Here is a 21,133-nt window from a genome sequence, read left to right as displayed (position 1 = left end):
AATGAGCAGTGAATATCTGGAAACGGTACTCAATGCGGGTCTCAAAAAACTGGGTGAAATTTAACAAAATGTTCACGTTCTCACCCTGCAACAATACCCATTTATGACTATCCATCATCAGAAAATTTCTCGCTATGATTTTTTGGAACAATAAATTCTGGCTTCTCGTGGGGTATAAATACCGTAGGTAATGCCGCTAGCCAAAGAGTCCAGCCAAGATTGCTTTGTTTCAATCCGAACAATATTTTCAGCACCATGACAAATAGCAGCGGCGTCTATTGTCCCATTCAGCCCAACATCAATATCTGAAAAAAAGAAGTGGCTAGTGACATCTGTCGAATTGACACTATTTTCGTTACCGAGTGTAAATGCCTGTGAGGCATTGACATCGATAACCTGTTTGGCACAACCACAGTTAACAACCGTCAAGCAGACGATAATGATCGTTTTGTAATTAAACATTTGAACTACCTTGCTGGTGCTGCCAATAATATCATCAAATTTTGACTACCAGATATGGCACCGCCAATATTGGGATGGCAGTGTCACGACCGTAAAAATTAAAAATGATATATGTGATGAGGATTTTTTTGATCAGCATCATCTGCCACACTTCCCGTGTTAACGCAGAGCAATGATGTTTGTTCAAGCCAATTTTAATGTACGACCTCTTGCATCCCCTCAATAGGGATTGAATGCAAGTTAGCCTTTCTTGTTATGAATCGCAGTATCTAACGGTGCCATGCTGGCGTCTACAGCAAAAGCAGAAGTCAGAACATTCCATTTCAGAAAGTATGTTGCGACATTGTTTGGCGAGAAAACAGACGACCGAATGGTCCATCGCCATCATCACCGCCGGTTAAATAATCAATAACAAGCCGAAATAGCTGACTCCGGCTAATCAATCGGCATCGTCACGGCCACATTAACGTGGCAATTCGTCGTTATAGAGTCGCCGGATCTCGTTACGCAGCCACATTACCTTGGCATCCTGATTGTGCCGTTTGTGCCACAACAGGATGAAGGCGATCTCCAGCTGGGCATAGAGCTTCTCCGGCAGCGGCAGCGGCATGGCGATCAGATTGCCGTGATGCCGACTGGCATAACCACCGCAGTAGGAGGGGGCTACCGCGATCAGCTCGTGGCTCGACTGGGAAGCAATATGCAGCGCCTGCTCGAAGCTAGCGACCATGATGGGCACCTCCCGCTTCAGCCCCTCATCCTCCAGCAGACTGTCGAGGGCCCAGGTATCGTTCGCTTCCCACACCATGCTGATCTGGGGGCAGGCCAGAAAGTTCTCCAGCGACCACTTCTGCTCGAGCAGCGGGTGATCCTTGCGCAGAAAAACCACCGGACGATCGGTAAACAGCACCTCGTGATCGATGTAATAAGGCAAGCGGTTGACCTTGGCCCGGGAGCGGCCATGGGTCTCGCGGGCGCAGAAACCGAGATCCGCATCGCCATTGACGATGTCGTTGAGGGAGTGGTGATCCCACCCCAGCATCCTGACCACCGATTTCGGGTACTTCTCATAGATGGTCATGGGCAGATCGCTCAGGAAGCTGATGTAAAAAGGGGACTCCATCACCAGCGTGAAACGGGCACCGTCGGGGATCGCATCGCTATTGAGCGAGGTGATGCTATCGGTAAGCTGGAACCAGACCTTCAGTTCCTCCTCCAGGGTCAGGGAGAGGTTGGTCGGCTGCAACCCCTGCCGCACCCGCACAAACAGGGGATCGTCAAACCACTCCCGCAACTTGGCCAGAGACTTGCTCACCGCCGACGGGGTGACGCAGAGCTTTTTGGCCGCCCCCGCCACACTGCGCTCCTGCATCAGGTACTTGAAGACCACGAGCAGGTTCAAATCGAGTTCACCCAGGTTGCGCATATCCCCTCTCATCTTCCATCAGCCTTGCGACCGCGCTTCACGGACCGCGAGCCATGGTACCAGCCCTTTGACGGCCAGGTAACTGAGCAGTGCCAGCAGCAGGGCATAGATCAGCATCTCGGACGGAGTAAAGCCGAGCCGGCCAAGCAACCAGATATAGAGGCCGGAGAGGCTGATCTGCATGATGCAGAGCACGGCGCTGGCAAAGGCCACGTTATGCTGGCAACCATCGAGCGCCTCCCCCATCGCTACCCCGAAGCCACAGGAGAAGCCGACACAGACCAGCGCAAACCCCGGTAGCAACAGATGGATATCGCCCCCCGCCTGCCAGCTGCCGAGCAGTGAGCACGCCGCCAGCAGATAGGCGAGATGAGACACCGCCAGCACCTTCTGTTTGCCCAAACGGCGCAACAGCAGCGGGGTCAGGAAAGACGTGGACATGCTCACCCCGGCCATCACCATCATCACGATGGAGTACTGCTCGGTAGTGAAGCCAAACTCCTTCATCAGGATCAGCGGCGAGACGCTGACATAGACCAGAATGGCGGTCACGCTGGCACTGGTCAGCAGGGAGAGCAACATAAAGCGCGGCGAGCGCAGCAGGGCAAAGGGCAGCGCCGCGCCACTCCCCGGTTGCCGCGCCGGACGGGTTTCCTTGAGCAGCAGCAGGTTGACCAGACCGCTGACGGCAGCCACCAGCGCCATCGCCACGAAGATCCCGCGCCAGTCAAAATGGGACAGGATGAGATAACCGAGCACCGGCGCCAGCACCGGGATCACGCAGATCACCCCGTTGATCATCGAGAGCGCCATCGCCAACCGCTCTTGGCTCAGCACATCCCGCAGCACGGTAAAGGTCATGATATAGAGCGCCCCGGCCCCGACCCCCTGCCAGAAACGGCCGAGGTAGAACTGGGTGATCCCCTCGGCATGACCTGCCACCAGCGAGGCGATGACAAAAATCAGCGCCCCCCCGAGCACCACCCAGCGCCGCCCGTAGCGATCCGCAATCATTCCCCCCAGCAGCACGGTGGCCGCCATGCCAAACAGATAGATGGAGAAGGCGGTATGGATCTGCGCCTCGCTCGCCTGCAGGGTATCGGCAATCTGGGGCACGGCGACCAGATAGAGATCGATCCCGACCGGATAGAGGATGATCATCAGAAAACTGCACAACAGGAATACAGGCATGGATGCTCCATAACAGATTGACCCGCCAGCCCCCGCCAGAAAGCAGCAACAGGCGAAGAGTGGGCAAGGTCAAGGTGGTAACGAACGTAATGAACATGGCAGCGGACAGGGCCGCAATGGGGGGAACTATATGGTGGGCCCTCTCCTGCACCTAGTGAAGAGATGGCGATCGGTACATTCCAATCAGGAAATTTTGTTTCTACCATCGAGCCATTTAGGCAGCAAAACCCACCACAGCAAGATTGCCGGAGACGAGCATACCCGCAGTGACGCCGGGGTTGCCCCGGCGTCACTGTCAAATTTGGACGCCCTGAACTCGGCCGATCACTCGGCCAACTGACTCAGGATGGCGTGAGCCGCCTTCACCCTGGCCTCGATGGGATAGTTGCGATTGGCCAGCATGACGATGGCTATCCCTCTGGCAGGTACGAACGCCACATAGGCGCCAAAGCCGCCAGTCGAGCCCGTCTTGTTGTAGAGTCGCTGCTCACCCATCGCCTTGGGCACCGCAAAGCGCGTAACCGGATTGGCCTGGAAGCTCACCGCTGGTGAATTGCCCGCCAGCAATGTCTGCTCGCTCACCGGATAGGCGTAACTCTCCCAGCCCAGTCCCTGAGTCATGTCTCCCACCGAGTAGAAACCGGTGTGGGTCAGCGCGATCGCGCTTTTTACCGCGGCATCTCCCTGATACCCCATGTTTGCCTCGACAAACTTCAGCAGATCCGCCGAGCCGGTCTTGATCCCGTAAGCCTCGGCCGCCAGCACGCCCGGAGTGACCCGGACGGGCTTATCTTCCTTCGAATAGCCGTAGGCATAGTTCACCATGGCCGACTCCGGCACCTGGATATAGGTGTGGTGCAAACCCAGCTTGGGCAACAGGGTCTGGCTCATCAGTTGCTCAAATGGCTGGCCCAGACTATTTGCGGCCAGGTGACCAAACAGGCCTATGCTGGGGTTGGAATACTGGCGATGGGTCCCCGCCGGATAAACCGGTGACCAGTGCCGATAGTAAGTGCGCATCTTGTCATTCGAATCCACCTCATCGGGGAACTGCAGCGGCAAACCACCCGCACTGTAGGTGGCAAGCTCGGCCATGGTCACACCATCAAAGGCGGAACCTTTGAGCCAAGGGGCGCGCTGGCTCACCTTGTCATCCAGCTCAAAGCCCCCCTTGACTGAGGCATAGGTGCCAAGGGTCGCGGTCAGGGTCTTGCTGACCGAGCCAATCTCGAACAGGGTCTGCTCGCTGACGTGCTGACCACTCTCCCGGTTGGCCACCCCGTAATTGAAGTAGTGGGCCTTGCCATCTTTCAGTACGGCGACCGCCATCCCCGGGATCCGATACTCCTTGAGCATCGGCTGGATGGCGCCATCCACAGTGGCGGTCAGCGGGGCCTCCCCACGGGCATAAGTACAAGGGGTTAGCAGCAGGCTACCCAGCGTCAGTAGCGCGAGCGCACGTCGTTGTTGCATATGGTTATTCTCGTGGTGAATGAAATTGGCATTAGCATAAACAAGATGTATGTGCCCACGATGGGCCTGTGTGAAGTCTCGGTGAAGTCACAGGGACATGGCCGGGCTTGCATCGCTGACAGCTCGATGAGCCCCCCTCTGCTCGCTGGCGTATAAGCTGTAGGTGCCAAAGAGCCAGAGAGAGAAATGGAGGTGCAGGTGAGATCACAAGAGCACATCACGGCGGTGCTGGCGGCACTGGAGCGAGTCATTCTGGGCAAGCCGCTGCAACTGAAAATCGCGCTGGTGACGCTGCTGGCGCGCGGTCATCTGCTGATCGAGGATCTGCCCGGCATGGGCAAAACCACCCTGGCCCATGCGCTGGCTCAGGTGCTGGGGCTTGCATGCAGGCGGATGCAGTTCACCGCCGATCTGCTGCCCGCCGACCTGTTGGGGTTGCAGATCTTTGACCCCCAGCAGCAAACATTTCGTTTTCACCCCGGCCCCATCTTCACCCAGGTGCTGCTGGCGGACGAGATCAACCGCGCCAGCCCCAAGGTGCAGAGCGCCCTGCTGGAGGCGATGGCCGAGGGCAAGGTGAGCATCGAGGGCCACACCCATCCACTCCCCGATCCGTTTTTCGTCATCGCCACCCAGAATCCGGCGGATCAGGCGGGCACCTATCCGCTGCCGGAGTCCCAGCTCGATCGCTTCGCGGTGCGACTCTCGCTGGGTTTTCCGCCGCGAGAGGCGGAGCGCCAACTGTTACGGGGCCACCAGCCGACTGGCCCATTGCCTGCCATGCTGGATGCCGCCGAGCTCGCCGCCCTGCAAGCGGAGGGGGATGCGATCCATGTTTCCGATGCCACCCTCGACTACCTGCTGGCGCTGGTGCACCAGAGCCGCTTTGATGGGGATCTGCCACAGCCCCTCTCCCCCCGGGCAGCACAGACCTTGCTGGCGGTAAGCCGGGCCTGGGCGCTGGTGGCGGGACGGCGCTTCGTCACGGTGGAGGATGTGCAGGCGGTCTTCCCCTATGTGGCCGAACATCGGCTGCGGGGCAGCTTCGGCGTGCAGCACGGCGAAGCCTGCCCCCTGAGCCAGCGGTTGCTGGCCAGGGTCGATCCGGACCATCCCTGATGAGCACCTTGTTCACCCGCTGGCGGCAAAGGAGAGAAAACTGGCAGCGGCGCTGGCTCGATCGCCGCATTCCCCCGGCCCGCCAGATCACGCTAGGGACTCACAGCCTCTTTATCCTGCCCACCCGCATGGGGCTGCTCTATCTGCTGGTGCTGCTCGCCATCTATCTGCTCGGCACCAACTACCAGAACAATCTGGTGCTGCTGGTGGCCTACTGCCTCGGCAGCCTGCTTATGGCCGCCATGTGGCTCACCCATCGCAACCTGCTGGGGCTGGAGCTACTGGGTGGCCCGCTGGTGCTGGGGGAAGCGGGTAGCCAGCTTCCTATCCGTATCTTGGTTCAGAGCCGTCTTCCGGTGCTGGCGCTCCGTTTTAGCCTCAACGAAGGGACCCTCTGCCTGGCACAGGCCGACGCTGTGCCCCGCACCTTGATCCTGCCGGTATCAGGCTCGCGCCGTGGGCCACTGCCCCTTGGCCGATTGCGGGTCGAGAGCCGCTACCCCCTCGGCCTGTTTCGCTGCTGGTCACTGCTGGATCTGCAGCTGGAGGGCTGGCTCGCCCCCAAACCGGCGTTCGGGGCGCTAAGAGGGGAACATGCGACCGAAAGCGAGGGTCATCAGGGCCAGCCCGCACCAGCCCCTCTCGGTGACTTTGATACCCTGCGGACACACCAAACCGGGGAGCCACTGAGCCGCGTCGCCTGGAAGCAACTCGCGCAGGGGCGCGGCCTGCTGACCAAGCAGTTCCATGAACCGCTGCAGGATGATACTCACCTCACCTTGCAACGGGTCACGGGTGGGGATCTGGAGCAACGGCTGGCGGTGCTGGCCTGGTGGTGCGCCGATTACGGCAAGCGGGGCATCCCCTTCACCCTGACGCTGGCAAACCAGACGCTGGGACCCGATAGCGGCGCCGCCTTTGTGCAGCGCAGCCTGCTGGCACTGGCCCGATTCGATGCAACACCACCGAAGAGCACACCGAATGCAGCTCGATAACCGCCGCCTGCTGCCACTCATCGCCCTGCAACAGCTGCTGCTGGTCGCGGCGTTCTGGCCCCAATTGCAGCTCTGGGTGGTGGCGGTAGGCGCCATCACCCTCGCCGTCCGGGCCATGATGCTGTGGCGCGGCTGGCCGCCTCTTCCTGCCCGCTGGTTGGCGCTGCTGGCCATCACTACCGTGCTGTTACTGGGGCTGCAGTGGCGCACATTGGGCACCCTGCCTGCTCTTATCAATCTGCTCTGGCTCGGCTATAGCCTGAAGATGATCGAGGTGCGGCGCGAACGGGATATCGAGCTGGTGCTGGTGCTCGCCTTCTTTCTGATTGCATTGGCACTGGTGCAGCGACAAAGCATCGGCTGGACGGCCGGGATGGCAGTGGCACTCTGGCTGGCGGTGACCACACTGGTGGCCGCCATCGCCCCCGAGCAGAAACGGCCTTGGCGCAGCGCGGGTAGCGCCCTGCTGCTGGCGCTTCCTCTGCTTATCACTCTATTTTTGCTGCTGCCAAGGCTCCCGCCCCTCTGGCAGATGCCCACCACCAGCCGCGCCCTGTCGGGGCTCTCGGAAGAGCTGGCCCCCGGCGATATCAGCGAACTGGTCAACTCCTCCGAACTGGCGTTTCGGGTCACCTTTGCCGATGGCCCGCCCCCTGCCCGCGAGCGCTACTTTCCGGTGATGCGGCAGGAGGTTTTCGATGGCCAGCGCTGGCTGCTGAGCCCCGAGGTCAAAGCATGGCAACGGACAATACCGGTGCAAACCGGGCTCACGCTTCTGGCGTCCTCTTCACAGACCAACAATCAACTGACAGATAGTCCGTTACCCGCTGGGAGCTACGAGGTGATCGCCGAGCCCCAACGCCATCGCTGGGCCTTTGCCCTCAGTGAACCGCGCCTGCTGGCGGGTCCGGTGCTGCTCACCCCCATTCACACCCTCTATCGGCAGGGGAGCGGCGAGGTGGCGATCCGCTATCGCATCGGCCGCGGCGAAGCGCAGCCCGAGGACGACAGCCAAGCCGCCCAGCGCAACCTGCAACTACCAGCCGGGGGCAACCCGAGAGCGCGCGCTCATGGCCAGGCGCTGGCGGCGCGCTATCCGGATCGCGCTGCGCTGGTCGCCGCCCTGCTCGCGCAGTTTCGCAATCAATCCTATTACTACACCCTGACCCCGCCACGGCTTGGCAGTGACGGGGTGGATACATTCCTGTTCGATACCAAGCGCGGCTTTTGCGGCCACTACGCCATGGCGACTGCCTTCGTGCTGCGCGCTGCCGGTATTCCGGCACGGCTGGTCACCGGTTATCTCGGCGGCGAGTGGAATCCCAGAGGCAACTATCTGGCGGTACACCAGTTCGATGCTCACGCCTGGGTGGAGTATCTCGATGAAGGGGGAGCATGGCGGCGAGTCGATCCCACCGCAGCGGTGGCGCCGGAGCGCATTGAGGGCGGCGTAACAGAGGCCCTGAGCGAGGAGTTTACCGCCGCCGACCCGTTCGCTTTACAGCGTTATCGCAACTGGGCCCTGCTCAATCAGCTGCGCTGGTGGGGCAGCAATATCGACTACCAGTGGAGCCGCTGGGTGATTGGCCATGATGCGGGTCAGCTCTGGCAGCAAATCGGCCTGCGCTGGCCGGCACTGGCGGGGCATACCCCCTGGTTGATCCTCGCCAGCCTGATGCTGGTTGCCCTGCTGGTGAGCCTGCCCCTGCTGTTGCCCGCCCGTCTGCCGCCAGAGCGGCGCATCTGGCAGCCCTTGCTCAAACGGGGCAAACGCAGCGGCTACCCACCCCAGCCAGCCGAGAGCATGGGAGCATGGTGCGAGCGACTGGCGCAGCTGCGCCCCGACCTGGCCCACCCCCTGCTAAAGAGTGCGTGGCTCTATCGACTCTGGCGTTATGCCCCCCTCAGCGACCGGCAACAAGGGCGCTGCTGGCGCCAGTTGCGACGACGTATCAGACAGCTCGTTCGGCGCTGGGATAAGCAGCCGAAGAGCGCACTATAAAAGAAGGGGGAGCCACTGGCTCCCCCTTCTTAGGTTTGACTCAAGAGGTTTGACTCAAGGTCTGACTCACCGCTTGTTATTTTTTGGTCGGATTGTCCCAGATCCCCTCTTCCAGCTGGGAGCGGATCTCGGGGTATTTGTTGGCATCGAAGGTGGGCACCTTGCCCAGCCGGAGCTGGTCGTTGTAATCCTTCGCCAGCTTGATGGCGACGCTGGAGAGCAGCAGGATCGCCACCAGGTTGACGATGGCCATCAGCCCCATGGAGACATCCGCCATCGCCCACACAATCGGCAACTCACCCACGGCACCGAACATCACCATCCCCAGCACGAACACCCGGAACAGCATCAGACCGCCCTTGTGGTTGTGCTCGAGGAACACCAGATTGGTCTCGGCATAGGAGTAGTTCGCCACGATAGAGGTGAAGGCGAAGAAGAAGATGGCTGCCGCAATGAAGATGTTGCCGCCGCTGCCAATCTGGGAGGAGAGCGCCCGCTGGGTCAGCTCGACACCGGTCACGCCGGAGCCCGGCTCGAACTGACCGGACATCAGGATGATGGCGGCGGTACAGCTGCAGATGACGATGGTGTCCATAAAGACCCCGAGCATCTGCACATAGCCCTGAGAGGCCGGATGCGGCGGATAGGGGGTAGCAGTCGCCGCAGCGTTCGGGGCAGAGCCCATCCCCGCTTCGTTAGAGAAGAGACCGCGCTTGATGCCGTTGATCATCGCCTGGGAGATGGCATAACCCAGCGCACCTGAGCCAGCCTGCTCAATCCCGAAGGCGGACTTGATGATCAGCATGAAGACATGGGGTAGCTCGGTGATGTTCATCGCAACGATCACCAGCGCCAGCAGGATATAAGCCAGCGCCATAAAGGGCACCACCAGCTCGGCAAAACGGGCGATGCCACGAATGCCGCCAAAGATGATAAGGCCGGAGAGCGCCACCAGCGCCAGCCCGCTGACCCAGTCAGGAATGCCAAACGCCACCTTCATCGCCAGACTGATGGAGTTGGCCTGCACCGCGTTGAACACCAGACCAAATGCCAGGATCAGACAGAGGGAGAAGAGCACCCCCATCCAGCGCATGCCGAGGCCTTTCTCCATGTAGTAGGCAGGGCCACCACGGTAGTTGCCATCCTCATCCTTGACCTTGTAGAGCTGGGCCAGGGTACTTTCGACGAAAGCGGTCGCCATGCCGATAAAGGCGATCAGCCACATCCAGAAGATGGCGCCGGGGCCACCCAGATAGATGGCGACGGCCACACCGGCCAGGTTGCCGGTGCCGACACGGGCGGCGAGGCTGGTACAGAGAGCCTGAAAAGAGGAGATGCCCGCGTTGTCCGATTTGCGGCTGTTTCTCAGCACGGAAAACATGTGGCCAAAGTGACGGATCTGGATAAAACCCAGTCTGAAGGTGAAGAAGATACCGACCCCGATCAGCAGGTAGATGAGCACGGCTCCCCACATCAGGTCGTTTAGCATCGCAATCAAGGTGTCCATAATTCTCTCGTTGTTATTCACATCCATGGTCAGTCTGCGCTGACCGTTTTCTGTCTGTCGTTTAATTAGCGTTTCGCTAAAGGGGCGGAATCTAGCACAGCGGGAGAGCCCGGAATAGTGATCCCGATCACTCGGGACACAAAAAACGAACGGTAAAAGCCCATAAAGCTCCATTTAAATCGCAAACTTTCAACAAACTCAATAATCTAATCAGGCAGGCCACCATTAAGCCCCATAAGAGAACCACTTTGATATATCCCTGATGAGTTATCCGAAAACGCAAACGCTTGCCTGAAATGGCTTTCAAACGGGGATATTTCGCCAAACGTTTTCTCTGTAATTAAATTTCAAGTACACAACAGGACAATTTGTGTGATCGACGACACAAATATGGATATTGGCTAAAAAAGTTGAGCCGGAAGCAAACCGGAAAAGCCTGCAGAAATAAGATAAAAAACCTTATAAATCATCCACTTTAGCTCATTGAAACGGAATGAATGGCCAACCTGAATATTTAACAACCAAGCGCCCCTATTGCAGGATGCACCACATAAGTATTAATTAGGCAGGCAATGATGATGGGCCGCCCCCATCGCGCTTTTCTGAGCCTGAGGCACCAAGATCCTGTAATTTTATTTCAGAACCACCGTCTCAAGCCCGCAACCCAGGGATTACTCCCTCATTAAGAGATGATATTCGCTATGGCCGATAAATTAACCCAGCTGAAAGCCCTGACCACTGTTGTTGCCGACACCGGTGATATCGAAGCCATCAAACGCTATCAGCCCATCGATGCCACCACCAACCCCTCTCTGGTTCTGAAGGCCTCCGAGATCCCCGAGTACGCTCCGCTGATCGAAGACGCCATCAACTGGGCCAAAGCCCAGAGCCAGGACAAGGCACAGCAAATCATCGACGCGGGCGACAAGCTGGCCGTCAACATCGGTCTGGAAGTGCTGAAGATCGTTCCGGGCCGTATCTCCACCGAAGTGGATGCCCGTCTCTCCTTCGATACCGCTGCCAGCATCGCCAAAGCACGCAAGCTGATCCGTCTCTACAACGAAGCGGGTATCAGCAACGACCGCATTCTGATCAAGCTGGCCTCCACCTGGGAAGGCATCCGTGCCGCCGAGGTACTGGAGAAAGAGGGTATCCAGTGCAACCTGACCCTGCTGTTCTCCTTCGCCCAGGCCCGTGCCTGTGCCGAAGCCGGTGCCTTCCTGATCTCCCCGTTCGTGGGTCGCATCCTCGACTGGTACAAGGCCAAGCACAACCGTGACTACACCGCCAGCGAAGATCCGGGCGTAGTGTCCGTTACCGCCATCTATGACTACTACAAGCAGCACGACTACCCGACCGTGGTGATGGGCGCCAGCTTCCGCAACACCGGCGAGATCCTGGAACTGGCCGGTTGCGACCGCCTGACCATTGGCCCGGCGCTGCTGGAAGAGCTGAGCAAGACCGAAGGCGCCGTGGTTCGCAAACTGGACTACACCGGTGAGCACAAAGCCAAACCGACTCCGATGACCGAAGCCGAATTCCGCTGGGAACTGAACCAGGACGCCATGGCCCACGAGAAGCTGGGCGAAGGCATCCGCATGTTCGCCATCGACCAGGGCAAGCTGGAAACCATGCTGGCAAGCCGCCTGTAATCTGTTCTTTTTTCTGAAAAAACCGGGCCCCTACCAAGGGGCCCGGTTTTTTTTCATGGGCTTTTTTAGCTCTGTCATAGAGTCGTCACGAAAACGTTTTAATTTCAGATTCGTTATGTTATACGGGTGGTGAAAACGATAAAAACCAAGGAGGGAGCCATGGAAATGTTCAACTTCGATTATGACGAGGTAGTTGAACTCGGTTCGCGTAGCCGCGGGACAACGGGAAAAAAACGTAAATGGCGTGAGATCGAGGCGTTGAAAGACAAGCATCGCCTACAGAAGGAGCTGCAATCCATCGATATCGCCTATGAAGGTCTTACAGACGAGATTGAACTGTAATACCGCCTGACATCTGTAAAAGCGCCCCGCACAGCCGGGGCGCTTTTTTATGCCGCAATCGGATGATCACGCGGCTGGTCATGCCACCGCGAGCGATGCCAAGGGATAACTGCAGACAAGAGATAGACCGACGACAAACAACGCGTGCAGCCCTCCTCTTCCTGCTCCCTGACAGCCCTCGCCAACGGCATGGCATACCAACCCTCCCCTCACCCGCGAATGCAGGCCTGCGCCGTTTCAGGGCGTGTTGGGGCACTCACCGCAAGACAGGCCATCAGCAATAAAAAGCCCCCGTCGATGACGGGGGCCTGGATGCTCAAGGTCAGGCTGCGCTTAGCAGTAACCGTAGCCCAGCAAACGCTGGTAGCGCTGCTCCAGCAGTTGCTCGGTCTCGAGCGGACGCAGAGCGTTCAGATCCTGCTGAATACGGTCTTTCAGACGCTTGGCCATCTTTTCTACGTCGCGGTGGGCGCCGCCGAGCGGCTCCTCGACGATATTGTCGATGAGTTTCAGCTCTTTCAGACGCTGGGCAGTGATGCCCATCGCTTCGGCAGCCACAGAAGCCTTGTCGGCGCTCTTCCACAGGATGGAGGCACACCCTTCCGGCGAGATGACGGAGTAGGTGGAGTACTGCAGCATATTGACGCGATCACCCACGCCAATGGCCAGCGCACCACCGGAACCGCCCTCACCGATCACGGTGCAGACCACCGGCACGGTCAGACCGGCCATCACTTTCAGGTTGCGGGCGATGGCTTCGGACTGACCACGCTCTTCGGCACCGACGCCGGGGTAGGCGCCCGGGGTGTCGATAAAGGTGATGATCGGCATCTTGAAGCGCTCGGCCATCTCCATCAGACGCAGGGCCTTGCGGTATCCTTCCGGACGCGGCATGCCGAAGTTGCGCTTGATCTTCTCTTTGGTCTCGCGACCCTTCTGGTGACCAATCACCATCACCGGCTCGCCGTCGAGACGGGCGATGCCGCCGACGATAGCCTTGTCATCGGCATAGGCGCGATCGCCAGCCAACTCGTCGAAATCGGTGAAGATATGCTCGATATAGTCAAAGGTGTAAGGGCGCTGGGGATGACGCGCCATCTGGGATACCTGCCAGGCACCCAGATCACCGAAGATCTTCTTGGTCAGCTCTTCGTTTTTCTTCTCCAGCCGGCGGATCTCGTCTTTCAGATCCACGGCGTGATTGCCTTCACTCACATGTTTGAGTTCATCAATCTGCGCCTGCAACTCGGCAATCGGCTGTTCAAAATCCAGAAAAAGACTCATAGGGCCTTAGAACCTCTAATCAAAAACCAATTCAACCCGCTCTCGTCCAAGCAGGACTCGCAAGTCATCTATCAGTTGATCGGTGGGCGTCACCCGCCACTCGGTACCGAGCGTCAATCGCACCCGGGAGCCGGGGCGACGATAGTTTACCTGAACCGGACAGACTCCGGCACGGGCGGGCTCCAAAATCTCGCACAAACGCGGGAAAAAGCGATCATCAATCCGCTGTTCATCGAGGGAGATGCGGATTGCTCTGGCAAAACGTTCCCTCGCATCGTTGATATCCAGTAATTCTCGAGCCGACATTTTAAGGCCACCGGAGAAGTCATCAAAGCTGACCTGTCCAGAAACCACCAAAATGCGGTCTTTTTGCATCAATTCTTCATATTTTTCCAGCGCTTCACTGAACAGGGTCACATCGAGGCGACCGGAACGGTCGTCCAGGGTGAAGATCCCCATCTTGTTGCCACGCTTGGTCACCATGCTGCGGGCCGCAATCACCAGCCCCGCCGCCGTGGTCACGGTATCGCGGGAGGTGGGATGCAGATCGCACAGGCGGCCCGAGGTATAACGACGCAATTCGCCGCTGTACTGGTTGATGGGGTGACCGGTGAGATAGAGCCCGAGGGTCTCGCGCTCCCCTTCCAGCCACACCTTGTCAGGCCAGTGCGGCACATTGGCAAACGCCTTCTTGACGTCGTCAATCTCTTCGGTGAGCACGCCGAACATGTCGACCTGCCCCACCGCCTGCGCCTTGGCGTGCTGCTCGGCGGCCCGCATCGCCTCCTCCAGCGTCGCCATCAGGGCGGCGCGGTGGGGACCAAGCCGATCCATGGCGCCGGAGAGGATCAGCTTCTCCATCACCCGCTTGTTAAGCTTCTTGATGTCGACCCGGTTGCAGAAATCGAACAGATCGCGGAACGGGCCGTCCTGATCCCGGGCGCTGAGAATCGCGTCGATGGGGCCTTCACCGACCCCTTTCACCGCCCCGATGCCGTAGACGATATGGCCATCTTCGTTGACCGAGAAGCGATAGCGACCGGTGTTCACATCCGGCGGGATCACCGTCAGCCCCATACGCTGGCATTCATCCACCAGGGTCACGATCTTGTCGGTGTTGTCCATATCGGCGGTCATTACCGCTGCCATGAACTCGGCCGGGAAGTGGGTCTTGAGCCAGAGGGTCTGGTAGGAGACCAGCGCATAGGCGGCGGAGTGGGATTTGTTGAAGCCGTAGCCCGCAAACTTCTCCACCAGATCGAAGATCTTCATCGCCAGCTCGCCGTCGACGCCGTTCTTGATGGCGCCCTCTTCGAAACCGGCCCGCTGTTTGGCCATCTCCTCGGGCTTTTTCTTACCCATGGCACGACGCAACATGTCCGCCCCGCCGAGCGTGTAGCCCGCCAGGGTCTGGGCGATCTGCATCACCTGCTCCTGATAGAGGATGATGCCGTAGGTCGGTTCCAGAATCGGTTGCAGGCTCTCGTGCTGCCACTTCTCGTCCGGATAGGAGATCGCTTCATTACCGTGCTTGCGGTCGATGAAGTTATCCACCATGCCTGACTGCAGCGGGCCCGGTCGGAACAGGGCCACCAGTGCGATCATGTCTTCGAAGCAGTCGGGGCGCAGCCGCTTGATAAGATCCTTCATGCCACGGGATTCCAGCTGGAATACCGCGGTAGTCTCGTAGCGTTGCAGCAGGTCGAACGACTTCTTGTCATCGATGGGGATGGCGGCGATGTCGACCGGCGGCTTGCCCTCTTTGGCAAGACGCGGGTTAATCATGCCGAGCGCCCAGTCGATGATGGTCAGCGTTCGCAGACCCAGGAAGTCGAACTTCACCAGACCGGCGTATTCCACGTCGTTCTTGTCGAACTGGGTGACCGGGTGATGGCCCTCGTCATCGCAGTAGAGCGGCGCAAAATCGGTGATCTTGGTGGGCGCGATCACCACGCCACCGGCGTGTTTACCGGCGTTGCGCACCACCCCTTCGAGGCGACGGGCCATGTCGATGAGGTCTTTGACCTCCTCATCCTGCTCGTAGAGCTCGGGCAGCTTGGGCTCGGCCTCGAATGCCTTGGCCAGGGTCATGCCCGGATCCGGCGGGATCAGCTTGGAGATGCGATCCACAAAGCCATAGGCGTGGCCCAATACCCGGCCCACGTCCCGCACCACCGCCTTGGCCGCCATGCTGCCGAAGGTGATGATCTGGGACACCGCATCCCGGCCATACATCTCGGAGACGTGCTCAATCACCTCGTCGCGACGATCCATGCAGAAGTCGACGTCGAAGTCGGGCATGGATACCCGCTCGGGGTTCAGGAAACGTTCGAACAGCAGGTCGAATTCCAGCGGGTCGAGGTCGGTGATCTTGAGGGCATAGGCCACCAGGGAGCCCGCACCCGAGCCCCGGCCCGGGCCAACGGGAATGCCGTTGTCCTTGGACCACTGGATAAACTCCATCACGATGAGGAAGTAACCCGGGAAGCCCATCTGGTTGATTACTTTCAGCTCGATGTCGAGACGCTCGTCGTACTCGCCGCGCTTGGCAGCGCGCACGGCAGGATCCGGGAACAGGAACTCGAGTCGCGCCTCCAGACCCTCTTTCGACTTGGCCACCAGAAAATCTTCGGTGGTCATGTCGCCGGTCGGGAAGTTCGGCAGGAAGTATTCACCGAGGCGCACCGTCACGTTGCAGCGCTTGGCGATCTCCACCGTGTTCTCCAGCGCCTCGGGGATGTCGGCAAACAGCTCCGCCATCTCTTCCTGGCTACGCAGGTACTGCTGCGGGCTGTAGCGACGGGGGCGGCGCTTGTCCATCAGGGTATAGCCATCGTGGATGGCAACACGGATCTCGTGAGCGTCGAAGTCATCGGCGTTGAGGAACACCACCTCGTTGGTGGCCACCACCGGCAGTGCGAACTCGGTGGCGATGGCCACCGCCATGTGCAGATAGACCTCTTCGTCGGGTCGACCGGTACGCAGCAGCTCGAGGTAGTAGGCATCGGGGAAGTGGGTCTGATAGAAGGCGACACACTGCTCGGTCATCTGCCGGTTGCCCTTGAGCAGGAACTTGCCCACATCCCCCTCGCGGCCGCCGGAGAGGACGATCACCCCCTTGGCATGCTCGGCGAGCCAGCTCTTGTCGATGACCGGCCGCCCCTGTACGTGGCCGCGCTGGTAACCGCGGGAGATGAGCAGGGTGATGTTCTGGTAGCCGTCGTTGTCCATGGCGAGCAGGGTGAGACGGAACTGCTCGTCGCCGAGCTCATCGCTCTGCACCCAGAAGTCGGCACCGACGATGGGTTTGATCCCCTTGCCGTGGGCCGAACCATAGAAGCGCACCAGACCGCACATGTTCATCTGATCGGTCAGCGCCAGCGCCGGCATGTTGTTGGCCGCGGCAGCCCCGACGATGGGATTGATCTTCTGCAGGCCATCGACCATGGAGAAGTCGGAGTGGACTCGCAGGTGGATAAAACGGGGTTCAGCCATCGTCATCTCCTCTCGCTGCTCAAACTAAATGGCATGGTCTACTCGATCCCCAGTGCGCGGCACACCGGTTTGAAGCTCTTGCGATATTCGGGCAGCGGGCCCCGCTCGGCCAGGATGGCGAGGTGCTCAGCGGTCGGATAACCCTTGTGACGGGCAAAGCCATACTCGGGATGGCGGCTGTCCAGCTCGGTCATCTCCGCATCGCGGGTCACCTTGGCGAGGATCGAGGCGGCGCTGATGGCGGCCACCAGGCTATCGCCCTTGACCACGGCGCGCGCTTCCATCGGCAGCGCTGGACAGCGGTTGCCATCGATAAAAACCAGCTCGGGGGTGACCCTCAATCCCGCCACGGCGCGCTGCATCGCCAGCATGGTGGCATGCAGGATGTTGAGCTCGTCGATCTCCTCCGGAGTGGCGCGACCGATCGCCCAGGCAAGCGCCTTCTCTTTGATCTCGTCAAACAGCGCCAGCCGTTTCTTCTCGGAGAGCTTCTTGGAGTCAGCCAGCCCGACAATGGGGTTGGCGGGATCGAGAATGACCGCAGCGGTGACCACGTCACCCACCAGCGGGCCACGGCCCACTTCGTCCACACCGGCAACCAGCTTGTCGTCAGGAATATCGATCATCATCTTGTAGCCTTGAATCAAAACAGGCCCCGTGGGGCCTGACAGGGGTCGACTGGCGCGACATTACCGCTCGAAAACGGATTAACGGGTGGCGCAGCGCAATCGACGGTCCGAAATAGCGTTATCTGCCGAGCAGATCAGCCACCGCGTCGGCGGCCTGCGAGTCAGCATTGCAGCGGATCAGCTGGTGCAACTCGGTAAAGGTGTTGACCAGCGCACTGTTGTCGTGCTCGAAGTACTTGCTCACCTCCTCCACCAGATTCTCGGGGGTGCACTCGTGCTGGATCAGCTCCGGCACCAGCATGCGACCGGCGAGCAGGTTGGGCAGAGAGACAAATTCGGTCTTCACCAGTCGCTGGGCCAGCCAGTAGCTGAACGGCTTGAGCTTGTAGCCCACAACCATCGGCTTTTTCACCAGCATGGCTTCCAGCGCTGCGGTGCCGGAGGCCAGCATCACCACATCGGCGGCGATCATCGCCTCACGGCCCTGCCCTTCCAGCAGCACCATCTCGAGATCCGGCGCCAGCTCGGCCTTGATGGCCATAAACTGTTCGCGCCGTTTCTGGTTGACCAGCGGTACGATAAAACCGAGATCCGGATAGCGCACCGTCAGGTGTTTGCACGCCTCGAGAAACAGGGGGGACATAAAGCCCACTTCTGCGGTGCGGCTGCCCGGCAGTACCGCCAGCCAGCGGCGATTGGCATCGATACCGAGATTGCGACGCACGGCGGCCTGATCCGGCACCAGCGGAATATCGTCCGCCATGGTGTGACCGACAAAGCGGCAAGGGGCGTCGAAACGGTCGTAGAAGGCTTTCTCGAACGGCAGGAAGGCGAGCACCATGTCGGTGGCGGCCTTGATCTTGTGAATGCGGTTCTGGCGCCAGGCCCACACAGAGGGGCTGACATAGTGAACCGTCTTGATACCGGCGCGGCGCAGTTTCAGCTCCACTCCGATATTGAAATCCGGTGCATCCACGCCGATGAAGATATCGGGCGGATTGGCGATAAAGTGGCGCAGCAGTTCGCGACGGACCTTGAGGATGCGCGGCAGACGGCCCAGCACCTCGGTGATCCCCATGACGGAGAGCTCTTCCATCTCGAACAGGGCCTTGACGCCGAGGGCCTGCATCCGCGGCCCGGCAATCCCTTCGAACTGCGCATCCGGATAACGGGCTTGCAGCTCGCGCACCAGACCGGCAGCCAGAATGTCGCCGGAGACCTCTCCGGCGACGATACCGATGCGAACCGGATCAGGCACGGATGATCCCGCGCTCGTTGTCTTTGAGGAAGTCCACATAGAGCTGGACGGCCGGCTCGGCTTGCGCCATCTCGATCAGCACCGGCAGCACCTCTTCGATGGTCTTGCCGGAGCGGAAGATCTCTTTGTAGGCACGCTTGACGGCAGAGATGGCCTCGGGCGTATAACCGCGACGACGCAGCCCTTCGGAGTTGACCCCGAATGGCTTGGCGTAGTTACCGGCAGCCATCACGTAGGGCGGCACATCCTTGTTCAGGGCGGCGCAGCCGCCGACGAAGGCGTGGGAGCCGACACGGCCGAACTGGTGAATGGCGGAGAGACCACCAAAGATCACGAAGTCACCGATCACCACGTGGCCCGCCAAGGTGGCGTTGTTGGCGAAGATGCAGTTGTCACCGATGATGCAGTCGTGGGCAACGTGGACGTTGACCATGAACAGGTTACCGCTGCCCACCTTGGTCAGAGATTGATCCTGAACGGTGCCACGGTGGAAGGTGCAGTTCTCGCGAATGACGTTGTTGTCACCAATCTCGAGGAAGGTGCGCTCACCGGCGTACTTCTTGTCCTGGCAATCCTCACCGATGGAGGTGTGCTGGAAGATCTTGTTGCCACGGCCAATCTTGGTCGGGCCCTTGATCACCACATGGGAACCTACCCAGGTGTTGTCACCGATTTCCACCTCGGCGCCGATGACAGAAAAGGGGCCGATTTCAACCCCTTTACCGATCACGGCAGACTCATGGACGATGGCAGTATCGTGAATGATGGCAGTCTGGTCGATCACGTGTGTTAAACCTCGCGTTTGGCGCACATCAGCTCGGCGGTACAGACCACTTCACCGTCGACGGTAGCGACACCGGTGAACTTGGCAATACCGCGACGCTCTTTCAGGAACTCCACGTCGAGCACCAGCTGATCACCGGGGCCGACCGGGCGCTTGAAGCGAGCGTTGTCGATTGAGGCAAAATAATAGAGTTCGTTGGGAGACGGCTTGCCCACCATGGTAAAGGCCAGGATACCGGTGGCCTGCGCCATCGCTTCCAGGATCAGTACGCCCGGGAACACCGGCTTGGCCGGGAAGTGCCCCTGGAAGATCGGCTCGTTGAACGAGACGTTCTTGATGGCGCGCAGAGTTTTGCGCTCATCGCTGATCTCGTAGTCGTCCACACGATCCACCATCAGGAACGGATAACGGTGGGGCAGCAGATCCATGATTTCCTGGATACCCAGGCTCTTCTTTTCAGTAGTCAAAACAGTACCCTATACCAATCGTGATTATTCTTGATCCAGCTTCTTCTCAAGCTTGCTTAACCGCTTGTGCATCTCGTCGATACGCATCACCCGGGCGGCGGTCTTGCGCCACTCTTTATTGGTTTGCAGAGGGATGCCGGAAGAGTAGACACCGGGCTCGGTAATGGGTCGCATCACCATGGCCATACCGGTGACGGTGGCCTGGTCGCAGATCTCCATATGCCCGTTAAAGACGGAAGCGCCGCCAATGATACAATATTTGCCGACCTTGAGACTACCAGCCATCACGGTGGAGCCCGCCACGGCGGTGCCGTAACCGATCTCCACGTTGTGGGCGATCTGGCACTGGTTATCGATGATGACGTTGTCAGCGATGCGGGTATCTTCCAGCGCACCGCGGTCAATGGTGGTACAGGCACCGATCTCGACCCGGTTGCCAATGGTCACGCCGCCGAGCTGGGGGATCTTGATCCACTCGCCACGCTCGTTGGCATAACCGAAACCATCGGCCCCGATCACTGTGCCGGATTGAACCAGACAGTCGGTACCCATGGTCACATTGTGATAGAGGGTGACGTTGGCCCACAGCCGGGAGCGAGCTCCCAGCCGGGTATCTTTGCCAACAAAACAGCCCGGGCCAATGCGTACATCGTCACCCAGCACGACGCCGGATTCGATCACTGCATTGGCGCCGATGGCCACTCTCTCGCCCAGTTGCACGTCAGCCGCGATGACGGCGCTCGGATGGATATCCGTGGCCGGCTGCGGGGTAGTGTCCAGCAGTTGGGCTACCCGGGCAAAGCCCACATAGGGGTCTTTGAGCACCAGGGCATTGGTGGGACAAAATGGCAGATCCGCTTCTGTAATGAGCACGGCGGTCGCCTTGCTCTGCTCCAGATAGTGCCGGTACTTTTTGTTGGACAGGAAGGTGATATCCCCCTTCCCGGCCTTTTCCAGTGTCGCTACCTTGCGGATTTCCAGGGTTCCGTCGCCATGGACCTGGGCCCCCAGTTGCTGGGCCAGCTGTGCGAGAGTGAATGCCATCAA

17 protein-coding genes are annotated in these 21,133 nt (G+C 59.5%); 5 read left to right on the top strand and 12 right to left on the bottom strand.

Annotated elements, in window-relative coordinates:
• Positions 1–132: 132 nt before the first annotated feature.
• The 4 genes from OKC40_RS15570 to blaFOX all read right to left on the bottom strand — a co-directional run bounded on the left by OKC40_RS15570 (position 133) and on the right by blaFOX (position 4,552).
• On the bottom strand, positions 133–462 hold the full coding sequence (locus tag OKC40_RS15570) for a Bor/Iss family lipoprotein (protein WP_110592889.1): 330 nt from the start codon (positions 460–462) through the stop codon (positions 133–135).
• Between the two features lie 463 nt (positions 463–925).
• Positions 926–1,888, bottom strand: a complete 963-nt coding sequence (gene yidZ, locus OKC40_RS15565) for an HTH-type transcriptional regulator YidZ (protein WP_042058466.1) — start codon at positions 1,886–1,888, stop codon at positions 926–928.
• Between the two features lie 18 nt (positions 1,889–1,906).
• Positions 1,907–3,079: an MFS transporter gene (locus OKC40_RS15560; RefSeq protein WP_042657962.1), complete on the bottom strand. Its 1,173-nt coding sequence runs from the start codon at positions 3,077–3,079 to the stop codon at positions 1,907–1,909.
• A gap of 324 nt (positions 3,080–3,403) precedes the next feature.
• On the bottom strand, positions 3,404–4,552 hold the full coding sequence (blaFOX, locus tag OKC40_RS15555; RefSeq protein ID WP_270795874.1) for an FOX family cephalosporin-hydrolyzing class C beta-lactamase: 1,149 nt from the start codon (positions 4,550–4,552) through the stop codon (positions 3,404–3,406).
• A gap of 198 nt (positions 4,553–4,750) precedes the next feature.
• Between blaFOX and OKC40_RS15550 the strand changes: the two genes are divergently transcribed.
• From OKC40_RS15550 to OKC40_RS15540, 3 genes are read left to right on the top strand one after another with little or no spacing between them, the layout of a single operon-like run.
• A complete protein-coding gene (locus tag OKC40_RS15550) occupies positions 4,751–5,671 on the top strand; it encodes an AAA family ATPase (RefSeq protein ID WP_270795873.1) in 921 nt (306 codons plus the stop codon).
• A complete protein-coding gene (locus OKC40_RS15545) occupies positions 5,671–6,666 on the top strand; it encodes a DUF58 domain-containing protein (protein WP_270795870.1) in 996 nt (331 codons plus the stop codon). Before OKC40_RS15550 ends, OKC40_RS15545 begins: the two co-directional genes overlap by 1 nt.
• Positions 6,653–8,668, top strand: a complete 2,016-nt coding sequence (locus OKC40_RS15540) for a transglutaminase family protein (protein WP_270795868.1) — start codon at positions 6,653–6,655, stop codon at positions 8,666–8,668. The genes OKC40_RS15545 and OKC40_RS15540 overlap by 14 nt, the downstream gene beginning before the upstream one ends.
• A gap of 76 nt (positions 8,669–8,744) precedes the next feature.
• On the opposite strand, the gene OKC40_RS15535 is transcribed toward OKC40_RS15540, so the two are convergent.
• Positions 8,745–10,175: an alanine/glycine:cation symporter family protein gene (locus OKC40_RS15535; RefSeq protein ID WP_270795866.1), complete on the bottom strand. Its 1,431-nt coding sequence runs from the start codon at positions 10,173–10,175 to the stop codon at positions 8,745–8,747.
• A gap of 701 nt (positions 10,176–10,876) precedes the next feature.
• Here OKC40_RS15535 and tal point away from each other — a divergent pair.
• A complete protein-coding gene (gene tal / locus OKC40_RS15530) occupies positions 10,877–11,827 on the top strand; it encodes a transaldolase (RefSeq protein ID WP_270795864.1) in 951 nt (316 codons plus the stop codon).
• A 159-nt stretch (positions 11,828–11,986) separates the two neighbouring features.
• Positions 11,987–12,169, top strand: a complete 183-nt coding sequence (locus OKC40_RS15525) for a DUF3545 family protein (RefSeq protein ID WP_005338547.1) — start codon at positions 11,987–11,989, stop codon at positions 12,167–12,169.
• A 333-nt stretch (positions 12,170–12,502) separates the two neighbouring features.
• On the opposite strand, the gene accA is transcribed toward OKC40_RS15525, so the two are convergent.
• From accA to lpxD, 7 genes are all read right to left on the bottom strand, one after another.
• Positions 12,503–13,453 carry an acetyl-CoA carboxylase carboxyl transferase subunit alpha gene (gene accA / locus OKC40_RS15520; protein ID WP_042657956.1) on the bottom strand — a complete coding sequence of 317 codons (951 nt, stop codon included), beginning with the start codon at positions 13,451–13,453 and terminating at the stop codon, positions 12,503–12,505.
• 15 nt (positions 13,454–13,468) lie between these two features.
• Positions 13,469–16,948, bottom strand: coding sequence for a DNA polymerase III subunit alpha (gene dnaE, locus OKC40_RS15515; RefSeq protein ID WP_270795863.1), 3,480 nt, complete (start codon positions 16,946–16,948; stop codon positions 13,469–13,471).
• A 38-nt stretch (positions 16,949–16,986) separates the two neighbouring features.
• Entirely contained in the window at positions 16,987–17,577 is a 591-nt protein-coding gene (gene rnhB, locus OKC40_RS15510) for a ribonuclease HII (protein WP_270795861.1), read from the bottom strand.
• Positions 17,578–17,695: 118 nt separating this feature from the next.
• Positions 17,696–18,835, bottom strand: a complete 1,140-nt coding sequence (gene lpxB, locus OKC40_RS15505) for a lipid-A-disaccharide synthase (RefSeq protein ID WP_163129110.1) — start codon at positions 18,833–18,835, stop codon at positions 17,696–17,698.
• Positions 18,828–19,619 carry an acyl-ACP--UDP-N-acetylglucosamine O-acyltransferase gene (gene lpxA, locus OKC40_RS15500; RefSeq protein WP_082034881.1) on the bottom strand — a complete coding sequence of 264 codons (792 nt, stop codon included), beginning with the start codon at positions 19,617–19,619 and terminating at the stop codon, positions 18,828–18,830. Before lpxA ends, lpxB begins: the two co-directional genes overlap by 8 nt.
• Before the next feature lie 5 nt (positions 19,620–19,624).
• Positions 19,625–20,086, bottom strand: a complete 462-nt coding sequence (fabZ, locus tag OKC40_RS15495; protein ID WP_005338559.1) for a 3-hydroxyacyl-ACP dehydratase FabZ — start codon at positions 20,084–20,086, stop codon at positions 19,625–19,627.
• A gap of 24 nt (positions 20,087–20,110) precedes the next feature.
• Positions 20,111–21,130: a UDP-3-O-(3-hydroxymyristoyl)glucosamine N-acyltransferase gene (gene lpxD, locus OKC40_RS15490; protein ID WP_234603583.1), complete on the bottom strand. Its 1,020-nt coding sequence runs from the start codon at positions 21,128–21,130 to the stop codon at positions 20,111–20,113.
• Positions 21,131–21,133 lie beyond the last annotated feature (3 nt).

The sequence above is a fragment of the Aeromonas sp. QDB11 genome, from assembly GCF_027705265.1.
GTDB lineage: Bacteria > Pseudomonadota > Gammaproteobacteria > Enterobacterales > Aeromonadaceae > Aeromonas > Aeromonas allosaccharophila.
This window is presented reverse-complemented; position numbering and strand designations above follow the sequence as displayed.

What these genes read in the sequence shown, in the direction of transcription:
- OKC40_RS15570 (WP_110592889.1), bottom strand. Translation starts at nt 462, where the DNA reads ATGTTTAATTACAAAACGATCATTATCGTCTGCTTGACGGTTGTTAAC.
- yidZ (WP_042058466.1), bottom strand. Translation starts at nt 1,888, where the DNA reads ATGCGCAACCTGGGTGAACTCGATTTGAACCTGCTCGTGGTCTTCAAG.
- OKC40_RS15560 (WP_042657962.1), bottom strand. Translation starts at nt 3,079, where the DNA reads ATGCCTGTATTCCTGTTGTGCAGTTTTCTGATGATCATCCTCTATCCG.
- blaFOX (WP_270795874.1), bottom strand. Translation starts at nt 4,552, where the DNA reads ATGCAACAACGACGTGCGCTCGCGCTACTGACGCTGGGTAGCCTGCTG.
- OKC40_RS15545 (WP_270795870.1), top strand. Translation starts at nt 5,671, where the DNA reads ATGAGCACCTTGTTCACCCGCTGGCGGCAAAGGAGAGAAAACTGGCAG.
- OKC40_RS15540 (WP_270795868.1), top strand. Translation starts at nt 6,653, where the DNA reads ATGCAGCTCGATAACCGCCGCCTGCTGCCACTCATCGCCCTGCAACAG.
- OKC40_RS15535 (WP_270795866.1), bottom strand. Translation starts at nt 10,175, where the DNA reads ATGGACACCTTGATTGCGATGCTAAACGACCTGATGTGGGGAGCCGTG.
- tal (WP_270795864.1), top strand. Translation starts at nt 10,877, where the DNA reads ATGGCCGATAAATTAACCCAGCTGAAAGCCCTGACCACTGTTGTTGCC.
- OKC40_RS15525 (WP_005338547.1), top strand. Translation starts at nt 11,987, where the DNA reads ATGGAAATGTTCAACTTCGATTATGACGAGGTAGTTGAACTCGGTTCG.
- accA (WP_042657956.1), bottom strand. Translation starts at nt 13,453, where the DNA reads ATGAGTCTTTTTCTGGATTTTGAACAGCCGATTGCCGAGTTGCAGGCG.
- dnaE (WP_270795863.1), bottom strand. Translation starts at nt 16,948, where the DNA reads ATGGCTGAACCCCGTTTTATCCACCTGCGAGTCCACTCCGACTTCTCC.
- rnhB (WP_270795861.1), bottom strand. Translation starts at nt 17,577, where the DNA reads ATGATGATCGATATTCCTGACGACAAGCTGGTTGCCGGTGTGGACGAA.
- lpxD (WP_234603583.1), bottom strand. Translation starts at nt 21,130, where the DNA reads ATGGCATTCACTCTCGCACAGCTGGCCCAGCAACTGGGGGCCCAGGTC.